The following is a 21,922-nucleotide window of genomic DNA, read 5'->3' on the forward strand; positions in this document are numbered from 1 at the left end:
TCAAGTTTAGACTAGTTTAATGTCTAAAGTTTAGATTCTTTTTAGATGATTACTGCTTAATCTTTTTGAGAAAAATATTTTCCAAATCTTTGATGTTTTTTAAATAGGTTGCTTTATCAGCAAATGCATTCGGATTGTAAGCAGCTCCAGGATTACGTTTTTCATGAAGATTGAACTGACTGGCGTGGGAGGCCACCCATAAATCGAAATCGATTTTTTTCATTGCTTCAAAAGTTTTGGCATAATCGTTTTGAATGCCCGGATAATCTTTTACTTCAGAAAATCTTCTATCAATGATGATGGATGGAAGATTTGCTATTAATACCCTGTAAGTTTTTTTATCATCATTTGTGTTGAAAATGAAACTACATGAACCTTTTGTATGCCCAGGATGATGCAGCATAGTCAAGGTAGTATTGCCTAACGTTACTTTTTCATTATTCTTTAGCAGATGATCAGGTTTGATGGGTTTAAAAGTCACCCCATATTTACCCATTTCGTAATCTGATTTGCCTCCCGAAATAATGGCAGCAGCATCTTTTTCATCAACATAAAGCTTAGCGCCTGTTTCACCTTTGATGTCAGCCATTGCACCCAGATGGTCAAAATGGGCTTGAGTGAGTAATAAGATTTTCGTTGCTTTATAATCAAATCCTAGTTTTTTGATATTCTCCTTAATTATCGGAAGCGAATTGGCCAAACCCGTGTTAATTAAAATGTTACCCTTATTGGTCACAATTAAATAGGAGGCAAGATCGTAAGTGCCAACATAATATATGTTTCCTGCGATTCTAAACGGTTCTGTTTTTTTAGACCACTCTTTTGGATTATTTTTCGGCTCGTTTACTTTTTGCGCAAAGATTGATCCGCTGAAAAATAATGCAGCGATTAATACGATAAACTTAACAGCAGAAATCATTTCAAACTCTTTTAATATTAAGCAAAGTAATTTACCATCCAGGAGCGAAAGTTAAACCAAATACACCTCCTTTAACATCCTTCCGTTGGAAGGGAATTGCATAGTAAGGCTCCAAAACAAAGTATCCAAATACATTTACCCTTAGCGAAATACCAACGCTCATTGCGGGTACACGCTCATTTGTTGCTTGGTAAGTAACCTGATTTCCTTTACTATCCAATACAGGGTTTCCGTTTGTGTCTCTTACCACTTCAGATGTGTAAGTCGGCTCACTTTTGAATCTAACTTTTGTATCATTTGTCCACGCTAAACCGGCATCAAAGAACAAGTTTAAATCACTAAACAATAATCCAGAGGGTATCGCCGCTAATTTTTTAGGCCCGGTAAAAGGTAACCTTAATTCAAAATTGAAGACGGCAATCTTGCTTCCTGTTAATTGGTTAATGTCAAAAGACTCTGAAGATTGTGCTGAAGTGGTTTTGTAAATTGAGTTGGATTCGTAACCCCTAATTAAATAAGGATAACCAACATACATTGGATATAATCGATCGGCATCTTTCCCAATTCTAAAAGTATTGTAAGACCTCGCCGCAATTGTAATGGGCTTCAATCTCCAATATTTTCTTAAGTCGGCAGTTGCGCCGGCAAAATTATAAGTACCGAAATATTTCTCACCACTTACGCGATATCTAAAACCATCTAAAGGTCCGGTTAAACCGAAAATAGAATTATCGCCAACAAAGCCAGCGTTTAACTGATAAAGTGTAAAGGAATTAAACGGAACGCCGTAATCTAATGTAGCTTGTTCGTTATCGAGGCGCTTTCTATCCGAACCTATGTAGTAACCTGCAGTATTATAGTAATTACTGTAACGGTCAATTCTGTAGCTATATCTTGAGAATGCTCCACCAACTTCAAACCGGTGTATCTTGCTAAAAGGGTAGGCGCCAAAGAGCTGCACCTGATCTTCAAAAGTTCTGATGATATCTGTTCTTTCATTTAATGCATCTACTGTGGTATTATTATCAGCAGGTAGTTTTTCATACCCATAAGAACTAAAACCCGATACATAAGGGATATGCGAAATTGCCGCACCCCAATTTATTCGGCTCTTCTGATTGATGTAACCTACCAAACCACCAGCATCGTAAATCTCTCCGTTAACGGAAATGTTGGCAATAATTTGGTTGGTTCCTAAGATGTCACTGAACATGCCCACAATTCCGCCAGAAACTCCGGTTCCAAATCGACTGGTTGAAACTCCAACACCACTATTGGCCAAATAATCCAACTTGAATTTTGGTCGGTAAGCAACGGTTTTCATAGAGTCGGCAACAATTTTTTCGAAGCGATCAAAGTTGTTCAAATTCGAATTGATGATGTTTACCCCATAATTTTCCATCGGTGGAAGAATGGCGGCATCAAAATTCTCTTCTTGATTGCCAATTCTTTTGGCTTTAAAGCTGCTTATTTTTGCGTTGTAAAGGGTGTAGCGTTGGTAGCGGTAATAGCTATATACGATATCATCGGTACCAGAAACTGAAATGGCAGGAGAGAATTCTGTGATTCCGCTTATGCCTGTAAAGTAATCGGTTAATTGATCAACCGTGTTGCCATCGAAATTGTATTTGTATAAATTCCGAAATCCATCTCGGTTAGATAAAAAGTATATATTTTGACTGTCAGAAGAAAACTGAGCATTTAAATTATTTGCGCCTGGAAACACATCTAGATTCCTTACTTCCTTGGCCGTAATGTCGTAAATGGCCAAATTGATTGGTAATACCGCATTAATATTTTTATTTTGAATAGCGGCTCTGTCTGATGAGAAAACTATTTTTTTTCCATCTGGAGAATAGCTAGGCGCATAATCTGAATAAACATCGTTGGTAATTTGTGTAATTTCTTTCGTATCTAAATTGTATGAAAAAATATCACTTTGCCCTTCAACCATCCCAGAAAATGCAATATCTTTTCCATTCGGCGACCAGGTAAGGTTGCCGAACTGTTGCACCTGATTCATTGCTGTCTGCGAAACTGTTGATCCGTTCGCGACATTGATAATCATCATCTGGTTTTTGCCATGGCTAAAAATGCTGAATGCGAACTGTTTACTATCGGGCGACCAAGCACCTGCAGATTCTATAAAGTTAAAATCGTCGATGTGGCCATTGGATATTTGACTGGTAAGCTTCCGAATAATTCTTCCTGTTTTGGCATCGGCCAGAAATAAATCAATGCCAAATAAATCCTTCTCAGACATGAACGCCACATATTTACCATCAGGACTGATTGCAGGCGCAACGTTCATGTTTCCTGCATTTTTATTATCGATAATTTTAGTCCCTGTTATTTTAATTTGCGAGCTGTCTGCTTTTAACATCGGTTTATAATGCGCATCAATCGAATTTTTCCATAAACCAGATAACGTTTTATCATCATAACCAAATGTATATCTTATCGCATTTTCGTAACCGTATTTAGCGGTATTTTTAAATAGCGGAACTATTGTGGTATCGCCATACTGCGAACCGATGTAAGTCCAGAATGCCTGACCATAACGATACGGAAAATATTTGTTTGAATTGGTAAGGTCTTTCAACGATGGAATATCTCTATTCAGCATTGCATCACGCATCCACATAGAAGTAAAGGCATCCTTTTTACCAATGGATAGATATTCAGCCATTCCTTCAACCATCCAAAGTGGCGTTTTACCTACGTTTTCTAAACTTATCGAATCTTTTTCCAATAAAACATGGTATTGGAAAGCATGAACCAACTCATGGCCTAAAACATGCCGCGTTTGACTGTTCAATTCCATTACAGGCATAATTACCCTGTTTTTTAATGCTTCAGTAACACCACCGGTTCCAATCCCTATTTCTCCCTGCAATGCCGTAGTTTGCTGAAAATCAGGGTGATTGTTATATAGAATAATAGGATTTTTAGTTAAAAAAGTATCTCTAAAAACTTCCTGATGCATTTTATACCAGGTTTCTGCATCCTGAGAAAAACGTTTCAGCATGTTTTCATTTTTCAGATAGTAATAAATCTCAAAATGTGGTGTCTGCAAAACTTTAAAATCAAGTTTTTTATATCTAACCTTATTTTGACCAAAATATTGGGCTTTGGAAGAAAACGAAATCATAATCAAAAGCAATAAAGGGATGTATTGCTTGAAATAAGTAGCGCTTATTTTCATAAATGTGTGTTTTTGATTATTCAAATAATTAATAACGAAGATTCTATCGAAGGGATAATAATAGCAATTCTTAAAATCACAATCAGAAATTTAACAGTTTTGAAACAGTGAAATCATGAGTATAAATCACGTTCAAAATCAATTACCGCCATTTTCATTTTTTTTCTTATCACGCTCTTCCTGTCTCTGTTTTCTTCTTAATTCACGTTCTTCTTTTTTCGTTAACGGAACCGTTGTTGCAGGTTGGTTTTGAACAGGATCAGGTTTCTTTTCATCTTTTTTAACCTCTTGCTCGGTCGTTGTTGTTGGTTCTGCTACCTCAGGAGTTTCTGTAGGATTAAACTCTGTAGAATCTACCTCGACGCTATCATTTGAACTAGTATCGCGAACATATTGCGGACTAGGACAATTATAAGTTCTAGTAATTTCTACCGTTGCTTTCGGAAATGGTCCATAGGTATATCCTGTTGATGGATCCATGTAAACTTTATCCATAAATTTGGCGAATATTGGCAACGCTGTTCGAGAACCTTCACCCTGTTCGCCATTTTTAAAATGGGCTGTTCTTTCATCGCAACCTACCCAAACACCGGTTACCAAATCTTTGGTTAACCCCATATACCACGCATCAACATAATCTGATGAAGTACCGGTTTTTCCACCAATTTGGTTATTCTTTTTAAATAGATTTGGCCATTCCCACAAAGCTTGAGAGGTGCCTCTTGGTTCTTCCATGCCTCCACGGAACATGTAGGTCATTAACCAGGCGATCTCTTCAGATAATACTCTTTTGGTTTTAGGCTTAAATTCTTCGATGATATTATTATCAAGATCTGTAATTTTTTCTACCAAAATCGGATCAGTTTTTATGCCCTTATTCATGAATGTGGCATAAGCTTTTACCATTTCATAAACCGTAACATCGTTTGAACCCAAACTTACCGATGGAACAGATTCCAAATGACTATCAATACCACACTCGTGAGCATATTTTACCACATTATCCCATCCAACTTTTTCAGTTACTTGCGCTGTAATGGTATTTACAGATCTGGCCATTGCCCAACGCAAACTCATTTCCTGATAAGTAACACTGTAGTCGGCATTTTTGGGCTCCCAATATTTGGTTTCGCCTTTATCTTTATATTCAATTTTAACAGGTTTGTCTGTGAATTTATCGCAAGGACTCATTCCTTGCTCTAGCGCTGTTAAATATGCGAACGGTTTAAATGTAGAACCAGCCTGGCGTTTAGCCTGATTAACGTGATCGTATTTGAAAAATTTGTGATCGATACCACCCACCCAAACCTTGATTTTTCCACTGGCTGGTTCCATCGTCATCATACCAGTGTTCAATATTTTGCCGTAGTAACGGATAGAATCAAAGGTTGAAAACAAAGTATCGCGATCACCTTTGTAGGTAAAAATTTGCATTCTTTTCTTCTTGTTGAAATAAGCGGCAACCGAATCTGGTTGATTTGGAAATTTTTTCTGAAGCAAGGCATAAATAGGGAGGTTTTTCATTGCCCGGTCCGGATAATCTACTTTTTTCTTTTCAGAGTCGTACCAGGGATCTTCATTGCCCCAAACGCTGTAGAACCTGCGCTGTAAGGTTTTCATCTGCTCTGCAACAGCTTCTTCAGCATATTTTTGCAGTTTCGAATCGATGGTGGTATATATTTTTAAGCCATCTTCATTTAAATCGTATCCATTATCGGTACACCACTTCTCCAGATATTTTGATACTGCGGCACGCAAATAGGAGTCGCCATCGCTTCCGTCTTCCATTTTACCTTCTTTAAGTTTGATGGGCTCTTTCGAAAGTATGGCCAAGCTATCCTTGCTTAGTTTATTGTTTTTATTCATCTGACTCAATACCACATTTCTGCGTACCAAAGCTTTTTCTGGATTTTTGGTTGGGTTATAAAGGCTGGTTCCTTTCAGCATACCGACAAGCATCGCAGCATCAGTGGTAGCTAAATCTTTAGTTTCCTTATCAAAATAAATTCGAGCAGCGGTCTTAATTCCGTAAGTATTATTACCGAAAGAAACCGTGTTCAGGTACATGGTGATGATGTCATTTTTAGAGTAATTAGATTCAATTTTTACAGCAGTTAACCACTCTTTAAGCTTTACAATAAGCGTTCTAACAAGGGGAATTTTCACTAAAAAACCTTGCGATTTATTATACCTGGTTCTGTATAAATTTTTGGCCAGTTGTTGAGTAATGGTACTGGCACCACCATCTTTACCCATTCCAACAACAGCACGCCCAACAGCTTGAGCATCAATCCCCCAGTGTTTATAAAAGCGAACATCTTCGGTAGCTACCAAAGCATTAATTACACTTGGCGCAATATCACTGAAACTTACCGGAGTACGGTTTTCCTTGAAATATCGACCAATCAGTTTTCCATCACTTGTATATAATTCAGACCCTACACGCAATGTAGGCGTTTTGATATCCCGATAACTTGGAGAATAGCCAAACAACCACAAAAAATTGAGTTGAAGGGCAGAAAAGAAAATAATGATAAAGAATATTAAGATTGTAAAATAACGTAAGTACTTGTTTTTTATCTCTTTGAACATATTGAACGTGCTGATAATTTGGTAAATGCTGTGGCGATAAATATAAAAAACTCTGTATGCAAATTAACGTTTTTAATTTACTAATTTTTTAGTACTATATTTAAAACATGGGTTCTGGATTAATCCGAAACTGTATATTGTGACATGCTAATTACGATCAAAAATATTGAGAGATTAAGATAGGTACTGAATCAATCACCAAAAAAATATGGTATAAAAATGAAAAACGAATTTAAGGAGCTAATTGTACAGGGCGATAAAAAATTTTCGATTAAAAGTGCGAAAACTGATTTTACCGGTGGATACAATAAAGAAACGGCCAAAGATGCATTGATAAACTCAAAAATTGAAGTCAATCATTTACAGGAAAAATTATATGCATCAGCAACGCATTCTATACTCATTATTTTTCAGGCGATGGATGCTGCCGGGAAAGATAGCGCCATTGAACATGTAATGAGTGGATTAAACCCGCAGGGGTGCCAGGTTTTCAGTTTTAAAGTGCCAACATCCGAAGAATATAAACATGATTTTTTGTGGCGACACATCAAAGCATTACCAGAACGCGGAAGAATTGGGATTCATAATCGTTCGCACTATGAAAACGTATTGGTTTGCAAGGTTCATCCGGAATATATTTTGAGTGAAAGCCTCCCAGGTTTTGATGAGGTAAAGAAAATCAATAAAAATTTTTGGAAGAAGCGTTATGAAAGCATCAAAAATTTTGAAGAACATCTGGCTGCAAATGGAACAGTAGTGCTTAAATTCTTTTTGAATGTGAGTAAGGATGAACAGAAACAACGGTTTTTGGATAGGATAGAAGACCCTACCAAAAATTGGAAGTTTTCTTCTGGTGATATTAAGGAAAGAGCTTTGTGGGATGACTATACGAAGGCTTATGAAGACGCCATTAACGAAACAAGCACGGAAGAATCGCCATGGCACATTATTCCAGCAGATAAAAAATGGTTTGCCAGATTAGCGATTAGCGAAATAATTGCCGACAAATTGAAAAGCCTGAACATCAAATTTCCTGTTCTGGACGAAATTGAACAAGGTAAATTGATGGAAACTAAAACGGCTTTACTAAGCGAATAATTCTACCTGCTTGAACGTGGCAACTTCTTTTTGGTCATAAAATTGAATGAAATGAGATTGCCATTAAATCAAGAACAGTCTTACATAACAGCTAAAATACATTAGCTCTTACTGATAATTCATCTTAAATTTAGATAAATCTGGTTTAGGCTTTTTACGACTGGTTTCCATTTCGTAAATCGTTCGCCCCAAGTTCTTCATGAATGGAAAGCACACCGTATCATATTCATATTTGTTGTCGTTATAAATCCCATCTTCGTTACTCTGTACAACGGCGGTAAGTAAATATTCGATTCCATTTTTAAAGTCTACGAAATAGGAGTTATCTATAATGTAGCCATAACTGTCGCCATATTTGTTAAAAATTCTGATGTTTGGATCTGGAGTTACATTTTTCTCTCTACCGTAATAAAGCATTTTAGCATATGTTGGCCAAAATTCCTTTTCATCATATTTTGGATAATCACTTTCTGTTGGATATTTGCTCATGTAAGTGTAGATCAATTTATAATCTGCAGCGGTAAGGTTAAATCGTTCATGAGCCTGTAAAGCTTCTGGAAACATTAGTTTTTGCATTAAACGATGTTGATCATTGATGGCAAATGCGTTCTTATTGGCTAAACTAAAAGGTTTATTTACCAGTTTATCTGCGCTATCTAAATAACCTTTACCCATTACCAAGTTAGTTAAGTTCAATTCGTATTCTTTCGGATCGTATTGCGCTTCTTGCTCATATACCAAACGGTCGTTATTGTAAAAACGAATTGGGTTGGTATGTTTAGCGGTTTCTCCCGCATCGCCTATGGCCAAACGGTTCAAAATTCGGCTATCTCTAAAACCATATTTTTTAAGTTTATCATTAATTTCAGCACGTCCGATAAACTCAAACAACCTATTGAAGGCATCATTATCGCTGGTAAGCAAAATCTTTTTAATAAAATGTTCAAGGGTTGGAAGACCATTTTCCGCACTGCCATCTTTTTCAACTTTAGTTTGTCCACGGAAAGCGCTATCGGTTATCATAATGCTTTTCACAGTTAAGCCTATGCTTTTTAATCGGTTTACTTTTTCCAAAGCAAAAATAACAGCCGCAAGTTTTACGGTGCTTGCAGGATAGAAATAATGGTGTGGATCTAAATTAAAACTGTAGCTCTTAAAACGTGGTTTGTTTTTAACATCACGGGTAATCTGGGTGTATAAAATCTGAACCTGATTTTTATCTCGATGGTTAAGAACAGAACCAAATAATTCCGGCTTTGATTCCATTAACTTTTTAAGCATTATAGTATCAGTTTTTTGAGCCATAACGACAGAATAGTTTAATAAAAGGGTGATCAAAAGTAGGATTCTCATTATTTTGGTTTTGATATTTAAAGTTAAACTTTTGATTGAAGAAATGCTTTCTCCATCATCCATTTTACAACTTGTTTAATTTTGTTAGCTTTGCGCCGCTTTTGGTTTCTGTGTTGTCACAGAATTAAAAGGGAATTTGGTGTAAATCCAAAACTGTCCCGCAGCTGTAAGCTCTATAATGATTTTTAATTCTACGCCACTTTTCTAGTCATGGAATGGGAAGGCTAAAAATCGGGAGTAAGTCAGAAGACCTGCCTTTAGCATATAATTTCATAGCTTTCGGGGATTGAAGCTTGGATTGAAGTACTTAGCGTTTTCGTATTTTCATTTCCTTTTCTATCTGCTGGCTGTGGGCAAAACTCACAATCAAATGAACAAAACAAAAATTTTAATTGCCGCAGGCTTAGGTTTGGGGCAAATCGCAATTGGTGAATCAGTTAAGGCACAGGATACCTTGAAACTGAAAGATGTGGTAATTTCTGCCACCAAGAATGATCAAAAACAATCACAAACAGGTAAAGTGGTTAGTATCATCAGTAGGGAAGTATTGGATCGCAGTCAGGGCAAATCTCTTCCAGAATTGATTAGCGAACAAGCCGGTATTATTGTAGCAGGTTCAGGAAGTAATCCTGGTGCTAACAAATCAGTTTTTTTCCGCGGAGCGGGAAGTGCTTACGCTGTTGTATTGATTGATGGAATCGTTCAGAATGATCCCTCGGGAAACGGCGGCGCTTTCGATCTTCGCCTTTTTGCTATCGATCAAATCGATCACATTGAAATTCTACGAGGCGGCCAGTCTACTATTTACGGCTCTGATGCCATTGCTGGGGTAATCAATATTATCACCAAAAAAGGCGGACCAAAAGGCAATACAATTTACGGTGTAGCCAGTGCAGGCAGTTACGAGGCTTATAAAGGTACAATTGGCTTAAATGGCAGTGTTGATGCTTTTACCTATAATATAAACTACACCCATCATAAAACGGATGGGATATCTGAAGCAGCAAACCCAGTGGAAAATAATACAGCGTTTGATAAAGATGGCTTTAAGACAGATGGGGTAAATGCAAACTTCGGAATAAAGTTGGATCAACATTTTTCTGTTAATCCTTTTATCAGATATTTTGAAGGTAATTACAAAATTGATGAAGCTGCTTTTACTGATGGAATAGCAGCCAACCATTCACTGCTGAAAAATTTTAGCGGGGGTGTAAATTCCAAATACGAGTTTGGAACGGGCAAGATCAATTTAAATTATAGTTACCAAAGCACTTCGAACAATACCTTAAGTAGTTTTGACGGTTTTCCATATGAAAGTGTTGGTGCTGGAAGAATAAGTTTGCTTGATTTATTTTATAACCAAAAGCTTGGAGATAAACTCGATTTATTGGTAGGCATTGATAACAGGGTGATGAGGCTATCCTCGGCAGGCAACAAACCGGAGAGTAATATTTTTGCCGCTTACGGCTCACTCTTTTTGCATGATCTAAGTATCTTCAATTTAGAAGTTGGCGGTCGCTATAACAAACACGAGCAATATGGTGAAAACTACACTTACACCATTACACCGAGTATTAATGTAATTAAAGAACTAAAATTATTCGGTACGGTTTCAACAGCTTTTAAAATTCCAACACTGAATATGCTGTTCGGGCAATACGGATCAAATTTAAACCTGAAACCAGAAAAGTCTCAGAACTATGAAGCTGGTTTTAATCTAAGTTTAGCTGATGATAAATTCTCGTTGCGTGGAGCGGCTTTCAAACGCGATTTAACAGATGCGATCATTTACGATTTCGCAGTTGGGTACATTAATCAGGAAAGTCAAAAAGTAAGAGGTTTTGAAATTGAGCCAGCAGTTAAAATATGGAAATTTACCCTTAATGGTTATTATGCTTTTACTGATGGAAACGAGTATAACAGTGTAAATAATAAAGTGGAAGATTTTCTTTTTAGAAGACCTAAACACGCTTTTGGCATTACAACAGGTATTCAGGCAACTGATAATTTATTCATTAATGCCAATTTGAGGTACTTTGGTTCACGTACGGATGGTAATTTTACGGACTATGTTGTAGAAACATTGCCAAGCTACAAGTTGTTAAATGCTTATGCAGAATATGCGTTCGCGAAAAAACGTCTTAAAATCTTTTTCGATGCTAAAAACATTTTAAATGAAAACTATAATGAAATCATCGGTTACAGTGCAATGGGTTTCAATTTTAATACAGGCCTAAGTTTTAATATCCGCTAATAAAATTTAACTTTGTGTTGTGATAAAAACTCGTACACAAGCAACTTGTCTTAATAACTAAATACTTTATACTAATTACTATATATTAATATATGTCGAATTTGAAATTTAATCCACGTAACCTCATTTTGTTACTAATCATCTTGGTAATTACTTTGTTTCGTTTACTGGTAACGTTTAACTCAGATGAGCTTCAGTTTGCAAACTTTTCTTCTATTGGAGCGGTAGCGCTGTTTGGTGGCGCATACTTTAAAGATCATGCAAAGGCTTTTGCTTTTCCATTGGTGAGCTTGTTTTTAAGCGATTTTATTTTAGCCAGTACAATTTTTAGCAAATACAGTAATGGTTTTTTATATGAAGGATGGTATTGGACCTATCTTGCTTTCGCCTTGATGGTTTTGGTAGGAAGAGTTTTATTGAAAAAAATAAATGTAGTCTCATTACTCTCATCTGCATTGGCAATTGTTTTTATTCACTGGATTGTAACCGATTTTGGAGTATGGTTTCAAAATCCATCATATCCACAAACGTTAGCTGGATACTGGAGCTGCCTGGTTAAAGCAATTCCATTTGAAATAAGGTTTTTAGAAGGAACTTTAATTTACGGTGCTATTATTTTTGGTGCCTTTGAAATATTGAAATCAAAATATCCGGTCCTTAAAATGCAGAAGCAAAGCATTTAATTTCTCAATATTTTTGTTAATCCTCTTTTGATCTGTTTCAAAAGAGGATTTTTTTTAACTTTATATTTTCCCGTTGGATAAGCTCCATCTGAAAAAAAATCATCCATTCTCTACTAATACATCTTATATCCAATGAAAGTTGTTTCCTTTTTACCAGCTGCTACCAAAATGATTTACGATATGGGTTTGCAAGAATACTTGTACGGGGTAACTTTTGAATGCCCGAAAGAGGCTGCAGATCAACCTAAAGTAGTAAGATGTGTGTTAGAGGGTAAAAATTATTCGAGTATCGAAATCGATCGTATCTTCTCCGCTTCAAAAGCACAAGGTAAAAGTTTGTATTGGGTTGATGATGAACTTTTAGAAAGCATTGCTCCCGATGTTGTTTTTACACAAGATATATGCGAGGTTTGCAATATTGATACTGTGTGTACCGAGACCGCTGTAATGAAGCTGTCTAAAAAACCGACACTCGTTCCATTGTCGCCAAATAACCTTCAGGATGTTTTTGAATGTGCCATAACTATTGCAAAGGCTTTAGGGAAGGAAGAAGTTGCTTTAAGGTACTTGGCCAATCTTCAACAGAAAACCGACTTTATTTTGGATGAACTACGGGCAAATAAAGCGCCTTTAAAACGAGTGATGCTAATGGAATGGATTGAGCCGATCTACAACTGTGGCCATTGGATTCCTTTTCAAATTGCAGCTGCCGGCGGGGTAGATATGCTTTCCAATCCTGCCGGAGATTCAATTGTAACCCAGTGGGATAAAGTCGTAAAATACAATCCTGAAGTATTGGTAATCGCCCCTTGCGGTTTTGATAAAACAAGAACTTTGGCCGAAATAGATCTACTTCTAGCAAAAAAAAATTGGCCAGACTTAACAGCCGTAAAACAAAATCAGGTTTACATTGCAGATTTTGACATGTTTACACAACCCAGCATCGGTACATTGGTTGAAGGAATAGAATCATTGGCCTGTATGTTTCACCCGGAGATCTTTAAAGCCGACGAGTCAATCGCAGTGAAATTTATCAATCTTTCCGAATCAAAGACGTTTCAATCTTGGGCATTTTAAATTTAAACGACTATTCTCCTACGCAGAGAAGAAGCGTTAAAAATCATCTACAGTCGGCCAAATCATTCCAATCCAATAATTTTAATATTAGTTTATGAAGATAGTTGTTTTAACTGGTGCAGGAATAAGTGCAGAAAGTGGATTAAAAACATTCAGGGATGCTGATGGCTTATGGGAAGGCTATAATGTTTATGATGTTGCAACTCCAGAGGCCTGGGAGCGTAATCCTGAATTGGTGCAGCAATTTTACAACGAGCGAAGAAAGCAGGTAATCGAAGCAAAACCCAACAGAGCGCATCAGCTCTTAGCTGAACTAGAGCAAGATTTTGATATAGAAATTATTACGCAAAATATTGATGACTTACATGAGCGAGCCGGTTCAACTAAGGTGCATCATCTTCACGGCATCATCACAAAATCACAATCAGATCTACGGGAAGATCTTACTTATTCTATAGACGGATCTGACTTAAAAATGGGCCAGTTATGCGAATTGGGTTCTCAGCTTCGTCCGCATGTGGTATGGTTTGGCGAAGCCGTGCCTATGATTGAAGTTGCCGCTGATATTTGCCAGCAAGCAGATATCTTCGTCTTGATTGGAACTTCATTGGCAGTTTATCCCGCCGCTGGTTTAATCGATTTTGTTCCCGCCGAAGCTATCAAATATATTATTGATCCCGTAATACCTAATGTGAAAAGGTATAGAAATGTAGTCAAGATTGAAGCGAATGCTGTTCAGGGCGTTGCTCAACTAAAGGAAATCCTAATTAATGAACGATAGAAAACTTTGCATTTTTAATTGGAGCGGAGGGAAGGATAGTACTTTGGCGCTTCATTATGCACTTCAGGATCCTTCAATAGAAATCAAATACCTCGTTACAACGGTTACGGAACAATATAACCGGATTTCGATGCATGGCGTTAGAGAATCTTTGCTTATCGCTCAGGCCGAAAGTATTGGCATTCCACTATATCAAATTCGTTTAGGTGAAATGCCTGACATGGAAAGCTATGATCAGGTGATGCATACTCACTTAACAAAATTTAAGGATGAGGGTATTACGCATTCCATTTTTGGAGACATCTTTTTGGAAGATCTTCGCCGCTATCGTGAATCAAAACTAGCGGAAGTTGGGTTGAAAGCCATTTTTCCGCTATGGAAAACAGATACCACTCAACTGATTGATGACTTTCTTAACTTGAACTATAAAACCATCATTGTTTGCGCACAAGAAAATTTAGAAGCTTTTTGTGGAGAAATAATTACCAAAGTTTTAATTTCTAATTTACCATCAGTCATTGATCCCTGTGGCGAAAATGGAGAGTTTCACACTTTTGCTTTCGAAGGCCCTATTTTTAAAAAGAAAATCCCATTCGAGCTAGGCGATAAGGTTATTAGAACCTATAATGCACCAAAAACAGATGATGTTGATCAAGAACATGCAGCATCAAAATCTCCGACTATCGGCTTCTGGTACATCGATTTATTAAATTAATTTTTATTAATTAAAACTTTTTGGCATCATTTTTTCTTTAGTACAGGTAATTAACTAAAATACACATCCCAATGAAACCTGTTTTGTGAGGTTAGGTAGCAAAACAAGATTCATATAAACAAAAAGTTATGAAAAAGATATTCGTAGTAATCGCATTGAGTTCAGTAATGTTTGCTTGTAACAATAAAGCAAAAGAGGAAGCTGCTTTAAAACAGCAAGAGGCAGAAAAACAACTTGCCATAAAAGCAGTTAAAGATAGTTTACGTTTAGATAGTTTTAAAAAAGCCGAAACAGCTAAAGTAGAAGCTGAAAAAGAAGCTAAACATCAAGCTGAATTAGCAGAAGCTAGAAGAGCTGGTGCGGCATCATCTAAATCATCAAGTTCTTATGCGAGTTCAGGTGGTAGCAGTTCTAGTTCTTATGGTGGTACACAACCAACAGCTAAGAAAAAAGGCTGGAGCGATGGCGCCAAGGGTGCCGTTATAGGTGGTGCAGCTGGTGCAGTTGGTGGTGCTTTAATTGATAAGAAAAAAGGTAGAGGCGCTATTATTGGTGGTTTAGTTGGAGCCGGTGGCGGTTATCTAATCGGCAGAGGTGAAGATAAAAAATCAGGTAGAGTACAGTAATTTTAAAAATAATATTTACTTTAAAGCGGCTTATCACAGTCGCTTTTTTTATGCCTATATAATTTCAAACTTTAGAATCCCTTTCAAATGATAGAAAATACCCAACTCAATAAACAAAAAATTCAACATTTCGTATTGTTTTGGCTGAAGCCACAGTTGACAACCAAAGAAATTAATGACTTCACTAATTTTTTCGAGAGTTTAAAGTCTATCAAATTGATTAAAAGCTTACACTATGGATTAGCGGCGAGCACACCCACAAGATCAGTGACGGACAATTCTTTCACCTACTCATTAACAATCACCTTTGATAGTATCGAAGATCATAACGCTTACCAGGAAGATGCGACTCACTTAGATGCAGTTGAGAAATTTTCTAAAAACTGGTATAGGGTAGTGGTTCATGATACGATCATTAATTCATGAATTGCCAGGCGTAATCTATTGGTTTATATCTTCAAAAAAGTTTTACGTTCAGGCATAACACTGGAGGTTGAATCCACATTAAGTAGATAAAGGTCTTTTTTATTATAATAACGAATCATACCAATGATAATGACTGATATCCCATCAATTTGGCGAAATAAGCACTCAAAATTTTATTCTGTTTAGTGTGTTAATTATCTTATAATCAATAAATTATCCATACTAATCTCAACTCTAAATTTATATTAAGCATTTTATAATAGTTAAAAATGGCAGAATATCCAGAATATAATTTTGAATTCATTATTATACTATTAATTACCAAATAGTTACGGGTTTAAAATTGATATCTTTTATAAGCTGAAGTGAAATCACTTCGCATTACTTTAAACCGATCTACCACCGACGCAATAAACTCTTCATCTAAGATTTCAAAAACATCATTAACACCGCCGCCACTCAAATCTAACTCTGCAAGTTTATAGCTTTGCTCAAAAGTTCCTTGTTCAAATTTTACGATGTATTTTTGATTCATGGCAAAAATGCTAATCTTACATTCCGGATGTGGAAGTTCTGCGATTACTCTCATGTTTAAAGGTTATTTATAGTTGTAATTGATAAGCCATTAAGCGTTCCGCTGGTTTCGATAATTTCAAATCGGGCAAATAACTCTTCTGAGTACCATTGCCGCTCTCTAGTCAGTTTGATTACGTCAGAATGGTCATGGGATTTATAAGCATAATTTTTCATGGACTGTGCATCTGTCCAGATGGAAAACGTGGCTTGGTCTAAGAATGGATTTTCACCGACTCCGGCCGATAAGATAAAGCCGTCTGCTTTTCTCATCGCTGCTGCCGCTCTTTTAATGTTACTCCTAAAATCTTTAACCTTGCTGAATTTAATAGCCGCTCGGGTAATTACGGCAATTCTATCAGTCGATTTTATCGGATCTTTACTAACAACAAAAGGTTGTTTTCCAGACCATAAGCCATGTGAAGATAAAGGGTTAAGTAATATTGTAAACTCTTCTGATCCAAATAAACGGAACCATTTTATCGGCAAAGATTTTTTATAAAAACCGTCGCAATCGTCCCGAGTTTCCCAATTTGTTAAGATCGCCCAATGTCTAAAGTCTGGTGGTAAGTCGACCTGGGCATCTTTGCCGCTGCCCATTAATTTCCAGAATTTACATTTGTTGTTCAACCATAAAGGGATTCTTAAAATCGCCATTCCTAAAAATGCGAATGGTATGGTAATCCTATTAAATTTGGTAATGGTTAAGGCAACAATCATACTGAAGAATTATGTGCTTCAAAACTAATAAAATTAAGATTGTGCTTCATTCAATTTTTTGTCATTATCAATTGATGAAGTAAAAATCAACAAAAACCTTTTTAACTTTGATCCATGGCAGAAGACTTAACTATCATCAAAACCGCTACGAAGGCTGAGCAGTATCAATCGTTAATTCCTCAAATCGAAGCTCTCCTCACGGGAGAAACAGATTTCGTGGCGAACATGGCGAATGTTGCCGCTGCATTAAAGGAACAGTTTAATTGGTTCTGGGTAGGGTTTTACCTAGTTAAAAACGATGAGCTTGTTTTAGGACCATTCCAAGGTCCTGTGGCCTGTACTAGAATCAAGAAAGGTAAAGGCGTATGTGGTTCATCATGGGAGAAAAATAGAACGCTGATAGTGCCTAACGTTGATGACTTTCCGGGACACATTGCCTGTGCTTCCGCATCAAAGTCAGAAATTGTATTGCCACTAATTAAAAGTGATGAAGTAATCGGTGTGCTGGATGTTGATAGTGAATTTTTAAGTCATTTTGATAAAACAGACCAAGTTTATTTAGAGCAAGTTATATCAATTTTGTTAAATCAATAGTTTATTTGAATTGAAGTTACCTGAAGAATATTACCTCAGTGAAGATGTCGTTAAATTGGCAAAAGATTTACTAGGTAAAGTTTTATTTACTAATGTTAACGGTAATATTTCTGGAGGCACCATTGTAGAAACTGAAGCTTACTTCGGTATCAAAGATAAAGCCTCGCATGCTTATGGTGGCAGAAGAACGAACCGAACAGAAACAATGTATGCCAGGGGCGGCATTGCATATGTTTATTTATGTTATGGCATGCATAACCTTTTTAATGTAGTAAGCGCCAACATTAACGATCCTCATGCAATCTTAATCAGGGCAATTGAGCCTTTAATAGGCAAGGAGATTATGGAAGAACGCCGCAATATGCCTTATATAAAGGCTGCCATATCCTCTGGTCCAGGCTCGGCTTCCAAGGCGCTCGGCATTGACCGTTCTTTCAATGCTAAATATCTAACCGGAGATGATGTTTGGATAGAAGACCATCAGATTACTTTTCACGACGAGGAGATTGCAACAACGCCCAGGGTAGGCATTGCCTACGCTGAAGAACATGCTCTACTTCCACTACGGTTCTTCGTTAAGGGCAATAAATACGTGAGCAAACCAAATAAGATCTAGCTTCAGTCAAACATTTCATCCTTCCTGCTGTTTTCTTTCAAAGATCTAAAATCATGAAAAACGAAAAAAATATAGCGATATTAAAAGAAATGGCGGAAAGTGTTCGCACTTGTATGTTCACCACTTTTTCTGCTAACGATGAGCTTGGCAGCAGACCAATGGGGACCGCAAAGATTGAAGATGATGGGAGTATTTGGTTCTTCACGAACGAATATTCATTAAAATCTAAAGAAATTTCAAAGGAAAATAATGTGCTGCTGGCTTATAGCGATCCATCCAAAAACACGTATCTAACAGTAAAAGGACAAGCAGAGTTGGTTGATGATCAGGTGCGCAAAGAAGCATACTTTTCTCCATTTGTTAAGGCATGGTTTCCAGACGGGGTGGAAGATCCTAGATTGATTCTTATAAAAGTTACACCAGCTGAAGCTGAGTATTGGGATTCATCATCTTCAAAAATTGTAGTGCTATTTAGTATCTTGAAAGCTGCTGTGACAGGAGATACACCGGATTTAGGTAAGCACGACACGATTAAATTTTAATTTAAAATACATCTACAGGAAGCAGGATTGGAAACAATACCTGCTTTTTTTGTATTATTGAGGCAATGAAATTAGAAAATACATTAGCTTTTGCGAATGCTTTAGATCAGAAAGACCAGCTCAAAGAATTCAGAGCCCAATTCCTTTTTCCAAAGTATAAAGACAGGTCATTTATCTATCTGTGTGGCAATTCTTTAGGACTTCAACCTAAAATTGCTAAAGAGGTATTAAACAATCAATTGGATAATTGGGCAAATTATGCGGTAGAAGGTTGGTTTGATGGTGAAGAGCCTTGGATGTTTTATCATAAGGAGCTTAAACGGCTGATGGCACCAATTGTTGGCGCATCGCCAGCAGAGGTTTGTCCGATGAATACCCTTACTGTTAATCTACACTTGTTGATGGTCAGTTTTTATCAACCCAAAGGAAAAAGGTTTAAGATTATCATGGAAGGTGGAGCATTTCCCTCTGATCAGTACGCAATAGAGAGTCAGGTAAAATTTCATGGCTTCGATCCTAATGATGCAATTATAGAAGTGTTCCCTCGTGAGGAAGAAGATACGCTTAGAACCGAAGATATATTGGCTAAGATAGCCGAAAATGGGGACGAAATAGCTTTAGTGCTTTTCGGCGGAATAAACTATTACACCGGACAATGGTATGATATGGAAGCCATTACTAAAACCGGGCATAACGTTGGCGCAATTGTAGGTTGGGATTTAGCACACGCCGCAGGTAATGTTCCTGTTAAACTTCATGATTGGGGAGTAGATTTTGCTTGTTGGTGTTCATATAAATATCAAAACTCTGGCCCAGGCGGAATTAGTGGGATTTTTGTACATGAAAAACACTTTGAAAACGACAAGCTTAACAGGTTTGCGGGTTGGTGGGGTTATCAGGAAAGTAAGCGTTTTAAAATGGAAAAAGGCTTTGTCCCTGAAAGCGGAGCAGATGGATGGCAGGTGAGTTGTACTCAGGTAATGCCAATGGCTTTATACCATGCATCGTTGCAAATATTTGAAAAGGCAGGCTATATTGATAACCTGAGAAACAAAAGTATAGATTTAACTAATTATCTAGAATTCGTTATCAATGAGGCGAATAAAGAATTAAATGCCGAACAGTTTAAAATCATTACACCGAAGAATTCTAAAGATCGTGGCGCACAGCTTTCTATCATTGCAAAAGATAATGGAAAGGAAGTTTTTGATGGATTAGTGGACGCCGGTATCCTTGGCGACTGGCGTGAACCAAATGTAATACGCTTAAGCCCGATTCCTTTGTACAATTCCTTCGAAGATATTTATTTAACAGGAAAGGCACTTATTGAAGTATCTAAAAAGGTATTAAAAGCTATATAACTTATGATCCACTATAATCCGAAAGATTGGTTTACATTTATTTTTCACATTCATAAGGGTGATACCTTTCGAAAGTTATGGCCCTTGATGATCAGCATGGCAATTTTTTCTGCCTTTGTAGCATTTCTTGAGCTTAATATATTCAAACTTTCAAAAAGTGATTACGTAAGCAATATCGGTATGATGCACAGCTTGTTGGGCTTTGTAATTTCGATGCTCTTGGTATTTCGCACCAATACCTCTTATGACAGATGGTGGGAAGGAAGAAGACTCCTGGGTTCGTTAACAAACGTTAGTCGCAACTTTGCGATGAAAATTAAAGCCCTCAAATTGCCAAATGATGAAGTTAGATTTTTTGAATATGGTATTCCCAAATATGCTTTTGCATTAAAAGAGCATCTTCGTGAGAAGAAATATTTTGGTAAAAACAGTTTCCTGATTGAGGTAGAAGAAAGTAAGCATATTCCAAATCAAATCGCAAGCAGTATGATTTCCCGACTGTATGACTTAACAAGACAAGGTTTGATTACTCAAGAACAGCTGATTGTGCTTACCAGCGATGTAAACCAATTTACCGATATATGTGGCGGCTGCGAACGTATCAAAAACACGCCAATTCCATTTTCATATAGTGTTTTCATTAAAAAATTCATCTTTGTATACGTGCTCACCATTCCAATAGGTTGGGTTTTTAGTTTAGGATATTATTTGGTCTTAATCGTCCCCTTTATCCTCTATGTATTAGCTAGTTTGGAGCTTATAGCTGAAGAGATAGAAGACCCATTTGGTTATGATCCTAATGACTTACCAGTAGATAAAATATCAAATAATATCGAGAAACACGTTGAGGAAATTTTGAGTTAATGATTAAAATAGCCTGGCACCCGTTATATGCTCACCCGCTACCGGCAGGTCACCGATTTCCGATGCTTAAATACGAATTGATTCCAGAACAACTGTTACATGAAGGGACGATTGAAAAGGATAATTTATTTTATCCAGAGAAGGTAGCAGAAGACATCATTCTTCTATCACATGAAAAATCGTATTGGGAACAGCTTCGAGATTTAACGCTATCTGCAAAAGATCAGAGGAGGGTTGGTTTTCCATTAAATGCTCAATTGGTTGAAAGAGAATTGCATATTACACAAGGTACAATTGATGGAACCAGGTTTGCAATTGAAAATGGAATTGCCTTTAACGTAGCCGGCGGAACGCATCACGCAGGTAGTAACTGGGGAGAAGGTTTTTGCTTGTTAAATGATCAATCGATTGCTGCTAATTATCTGTTAAACAAAAAAATAGCAAACCGTATATTAATTATTGATTTAGATGTTCATCAGGGTAATGGCACAGCTGAAATTTTTCAGAATAACCCAAATGTATTTACTTTCTCTATGCATGGAGATCAAAACTTTCCTTTCCGCAAGGAAACTTCAGATCTAGATGTACCTCTTGATGATAATATTGAAGATGACGCCTATTTGTCGTTACTAGAAACGAATTTAAAGTCTGCTTTCGAGCGCTCAAAACCGGAATTTGTATTTTATTTATCTGGAGTTGATGTACTTTCTACCGATAAATTAGGAAAGTTGTCATTAAGTAAAGCTGCTTGTAAAGAACGGGATAAAATGGTACTCATGACCTGTAAAAATAATAACATCCCCTTACAGGTGAGTATGGGGGGCGGTTATTCTACCGACATTAAAGATATTGTAGATGCGCATTGCAATACTTATCGTTTAGCTTTTGATTTATTTAGTTAAAGCAATATCCTTATCTTCGCC

Annotated in this window: 20 protein-coding genes and 1 riboswitch; of the genes, 14 read left to right on the forward strand and 6 right to left on the reverse strand. The window is 36.9% G+C overall.

Annotation, left to right across the window (positions count from 1 at the left end; translation table 11 throughout):
- Nucleotides 1-49 precede the first annotated feature (49 nt).
- The 3 genes from bla to AC3ITD_RS07275 form a co-directional block, all read right to left on the reverse strand.
- The gene (gene bla, locus AC3ITD_RS07265; protein ID WP_489365342.1) at nucleotides 50-919 is read right to left on the reverse strand and encodes a subclass B3 metallo-beta-lactamase; all 870 of its coding nucleotides are present in this window, start codon (nucleotides 917-919) and stop codon (nucleotides 50-52) included.
- Nucleotides 920-950: 31 nt separating this feature from the next.
- A complete protein-coding gene (locus AC3ITD_RS07270; protein ID WP_489365344.1) occupies nucleotides 951-4,124 on the reverse strand; it encodes a TolB family protein in 3,174 nt (1,057 codons plus the stop codon).
- 138 nt (nucleotides 4,125-4,262) lie between these two features.
- The gene (locus AC3ITD_RS07275; protein ID WP_489365346.1) at nucleotides 4,263-6,716 is read right to left on the reverse strand and encodes a transglycosylase domain-containing protein; all 2,454 of its coding nucleotides are present in this window, start codon (nucleotides 6,714-6,716) and stop codon (nucleotides 4,263-4,265) included.
- Between the two features lie 219 nt (nucleotides 6,717-6,935).
- Between AC3ITD_RS07275 and AC3ITD_RS07280 the strand changes: the two genes are divergently transcribed.
- The gene (locus AC3ITD_RS07280; RefSeq protein ID WP_489365348.1) at nucleotides 6,936-7,814 is read left to right on the forward strand and encodes a polyphosphate kinase 2 family protein; all 879 of its coding nucleotides are present in this window, start codon (nucleotides 6,936-6,938) and stop codon (nucleotides 7,812-7,814) included.
- A gap of 108 nt (nucleotides 7,815-7,922) precedes the next feature.
- On the opposite strand, the gene AC3ITD_RS07285 is transcribed toward AC3ITD_RS07280, so the two are convergent.
- Nucleotides 7,923-9,167, reverse strand: coding sequence for a serine hydrolase (locus AC3ITD_RS07285; protein ID WP_489365350.1), 1,245 nt, complete (start codon nucleotides 9,165-9,167; stop codon nucleotides 7,923-7,925).
- Between the two features lie 85 nt (nucleotides 9,168-9,252).
- Nucleotides 9,253-9,440, forward strand: a riboswitch (cobalamin riboswitch).
- Between the two features lie 97 nt (nucleotides 9,441-9,537).
- On the opposite strand from AC3ITD_RS07285, the gene AC3ITD_RS07290 reads away from it, so the two are divergent.
- From AC3ITD_RS07290 to AC3ITD_RS07320, 7 genes are all read left to right on the forward strand, one after another.
- Entirely contained in the window at nucleotides 9,538-11,421 is a 1,884-nt protein-coding gene (locus AC3ITD_RS07290; RefSeq protein WP_489365352.1) for a TonB-dependent receptor plug domain-containing protein, read from the forward strand.
- A 92-nt stretch (nucleotides 11,422-11,513) separates the two neighbouring features.
- Nucleotides 11,514-12,104 carry a DUF6580 family putative transport protein gene (locus tag AC3ITD_RS07295; RefSeq protein ID WP_489365353.1) on the forward strand — a complete coding sequence of 197 codons (591 nt, stop codon included), beginning with the start codon at nucleotides 11,514-11,516 and terminating at the stop codon, nucleotides 12,102-12,104.
- 132 nt (nucleotides 12,105-12,236) lie between these two features.
- Entirely contained in the window at nucleotides 12,237-13,181 is a 945-nt protein-coding gene (locus AC3ITD_RS07300; protein WP_489365355.1) for an ABC transporter substrate-binding protein, read from the forward strand.
- A 94-nt stretch (nucleotides 13,182-13,275) separates the two neighbouring features.
- Nucleotides 13,276-13,962, forward strand: a complete 687-nt coding sequence (locus AC3ITD_RS07305) for an SIR2 family NAD-dependent protein deacylase (RefSeq protein WP_489365357.1) — start codon at nucleotides 13,276-13,278, stop codon at nucleotides 13,960-13,962.
- A complete protein-coding gene (locus tag AC3ITD_RS07310; RefSeq protein ID WP_489365359.1) occupies nucleotides 13,952-14,677 on the forward strand; it encodes a Dph6-related ATP pyrophosphatase in 726 nt (241 codons plus the stop codon). The genes AC3ITD_RS07305 and AC3ITD_RS07310 overlap by 11 nt, the downstream gene beginning before the upstream one ends.
- 128 nt (nucleotides 14,678-14,805) lie before the next feature.
- Nucleotides 14,806-15,303, forward strand: coding sequence for a glycine zipper domain-containing protein (locus AC3ITD_RS07315; RefSeq protein WP_489365361.1), 498 nt, complete (start codon nucleotides 14,806-14,808; stop codon nucleotides 15,301-15,303).
- An 87-nt stretch (nucleotides 15,304-15,390) separates the two neighbouring features.
- Nucleotides 15,391-15,729, forward strand: coding sequence for a Dabb family protein (locus AC3ITD_RS07320; RefSeq protein WP_489365363.1), 339 nt, complete (start codon nucleotides 15,391-15,393; stop codon nucleotides 15,727-15,729).
- 337 nt (nucleotides 15,730-16,066) lie between these two features.
- On the opposite strand, the gene AC3ITD_RS07325 is transcribed toward AC3ITD_RS07320, so the two are convergent.
- Nucleotides 16,067-16,318, reverse strand: a complete 252-nt coding sequence (locus AC3ITD_RS07325) for a hypothetical protein (protein WP_489365365.1) — start codon at nucleotides 16,316-16,318, stop codon at nucleotides 16,067-16,069.
- 2 nt (nucleotides 16,319-16,320) lie between these two features.
- Nucleotides 16,321-17,022, reverse strand: coding sequence for a DUF3291 domain-containing protein (locus tag AC3ITD_RS07330; RefSeq protein WP_489365367.1), 702 nt, complete (start codon nucleotides 17,020-17,022; stop codon nucleotides 16,321-16,323).
- A 114-nt stretch (nucleotides 17,023-17,136) separates the two neighbouring features.
- On the opposite strand from AC3ITD_RS07330, the gene AC3ITD_RS07335 reads away from it, so the two are divergent.
- From AC3ITD_RS07335 to AC3ITD_RS07360, 6 genes are all read left to right on the forward strand, one after another.
- Nucleotides 17,137-17,616 carry a GAF domain-containing protein gene (locus AC3ITD_RS07335; RefSeq protein ID WP_489365369.1) on the forward strand — a complete coding sequence of 160 codons (480 nt, stop codon included), beginning with the start codon at nucleotides 17,137-17,139 and terminating at the stop codon, nucleotides 17,614-17,616.
- Nucleotides 17,617-17,626: 10 nt separating this feature from the next.
- A complete protein-coding gene (locus tag AC3ITD_RS07340; RefSeq protein WP_489365371.1) occupies nucleotides 17,627-18,232 on the forward strand; it encodes a DNA-3-methyladenine glycosylase in 606 nt (201 codons plus the stop codon).
- Between the two features lie 53 nt (nucleotides 18,233-18,285).
- The gene (locus AC3ITD_RS07345; protein WP_056849020.1) at nucleotides 18,286-18,774 is read left to right on the forward strand and encodes a pyridoxamine 5'-phosphate oxidase family protein; all 489 of its coding nucleotides are present in this window, start codon (nucleotides 18,286-18,288) and stop codon (nucleotides 18,772-18,774) included.
- A gap of 65 nt (nucleotides 18,775-18,839) precedes the next feature.
- Nucleotides 18,840-20,135, forward strand: coding sequence for a kynureninase (kynU, locus tag AC3ITD_RS07350; protein WP_489365374.1), 1,296 nt, complete (start codon nucleotides 18,840-18,842; stop codon nucleotides 20,133-20,135).
- A 3-nt stretch (nucleotides 20,136-20,138) separates the two neighbouring features.
- On the forward strand, nucleotides 20,139-20,999 hold the full coding sequence (locus AC3ITD_RS07355) for a bestrophin family protein (protein WP_489365376.1): 861 nt from the start codon (nucleotides 20,139-20,141) through the stop codon (nucleotides 20,997-20,999).
- Nucleotides 20,999-21,901: a histone deacetylase family protein gene (locus AC3ITD_RS07360; RefSeq protein WP_489365378.1), complete on the forward strand. Its 903-nt coding sequence runs from the start codon at nucleotides 20,999-21,001 to the stop codon at nucleotides 21,899-21,901. Before AC3ITD_RS07355 ends, AC3ITD_RS07360 begins: the two co-directional genes overlap by 1 nt.
- Nucleotides 21,902-21,922 lie beyond the last annotated feature (21 nt).

It is taken from the genome of Pedobacter sp. KH_004 (assembly GCF_057840755.1).

Bases quoted from the DNA above. Each gene is read 5' to 3' on its own strand.
- AC3ITD_RS07315 (WP_489365361.1), top strand. From the start codon at position 14,806: ATGAAAAAGATATTCGTAGTAATCGCATTGAGTTCAGTAATGTTTGCT.
- AC3ITD_RS07270 (WP_489365344.1), bottom strand. From the start codon at position 4,124: ATGAAAATAAGCGCTACTTATTTCAAGCAATACATCCCTTTATTGCTT.
- AC3ITD_RS07300 (WP_489365355.1), top strand. From the start codon at position 12,237: ATGAAAGTTGTTTCCTTTTTACCAGCTGCTACCAAAATGATTTACGAT.
- AC3ITD_RS07295 (WP_489365353.1), top strand. From the start codon at position 11,514: ATGTCGAATTTGAAATTTAATCCACGTAACCTCATTTTGTTACTAATC.
- AC3ITD_RS07290 (WP_489365352.1), top strand. From the start codon at position 9,538: ATGAACAAAACAAAAATTTTAATTGCCGCAGGCTTAGGTTTGGGGCAA.
- AC3ITD_RS07285 (WP_489365350.1), bottom strand. From the start codon at position 9,167: ATGAGAATCCTACTTTTGATCACCCTTTTATTAAACTATTCTGTCGTT.
- AC3ITD_RS07280 (WP_489365348.1), top strand. From the start codon at position 6,936: ATGAAAAACGAATTTAAGGAGCTAATTGTACAGGGCGATAAAAAATTT.
- bla (WP_489365342.1), bottom strand. From the start codon at position 919: ATGATTTCTGCTGTTAAGTTTATCGTATTAATCGCTGCATTATTTTTC.
- AC3ITD_RS07355 (WP_489365376.1), top strand. From the start codon at position 20,139: ATGATCCACTATAATCCGAAAGATTGGTTTACATTTATTTTTCACATT.
- AC3ITD_RS07345 (WP_056849020.1), top strand. From the start codon at position 18,286: ATGAAAAACGAAAAAAATATAGCGATATTAAAAGAAATGGCGGAAAGT.
- AC3ITD_RS07325 (WP_489365365.1), bottom strand. From the start codon at position 16,318: ATGAGAGTAATCGCAGAACTTCCACATCCGGAATGTAAGATTAGCATT.
- AC3ITD_RS07305 (WP_489365357.1), top strand. From the start codon at position 13,276: ATGAAGATAGTTGTTTTAACTGGTGCAGGAATAAGTGCAGAAAGTGGA.
- AC3ITD_RS07335 (WP_489365369.1), top strand. From the start codon at position 17,137: ATGGCAGAAGACTTAACTATCATCAAAACCGCTACGAAGGCTGAGCAG.
- AC3ITD_RS07275 (WP_489365346.1), bottom strand. From the start codon at position 6,716: ATGTTCAAAGAGATAAAAAACAAGTACTTACGTTATTTTACAATCTTA.
- kynU (WP_489365374.1), top strand. From the start codon at position 18,840: ATGAAATTAGAAAATACATTAGCTTTTGCGAATGCTTTAGATCAGAAA.
- AC3ITD_RS07330 (WP_489365367.1), bottom strand. From the start codon at position 17,022: ATGATTGTTGCCTTAACCATTACCAAATTTAATAGGATTACCATACCA.
- AC3ITD_RS07320 (WP_489365363.1), top strand. From the start codon at position 15,391: ATGATAGAAAATACCCAACTCAATAAACAAAAAATTCAACATTTCGTA.
- AC3ITD_RS07360 (WP_489365378.1), top strand. From the start codon at position 20,999: ATGATTAAAATAGCCTGGCACCCGTTATATGCTCACCCGCTACCGGCA.
- AC3ITD_RS07310 (WP_489365359.1), top strand. From the start codon at position 13,952: ATGAACGATAGAAAACTTTGCATTTTTAATTGGAGCGGAGGGAAGGAT.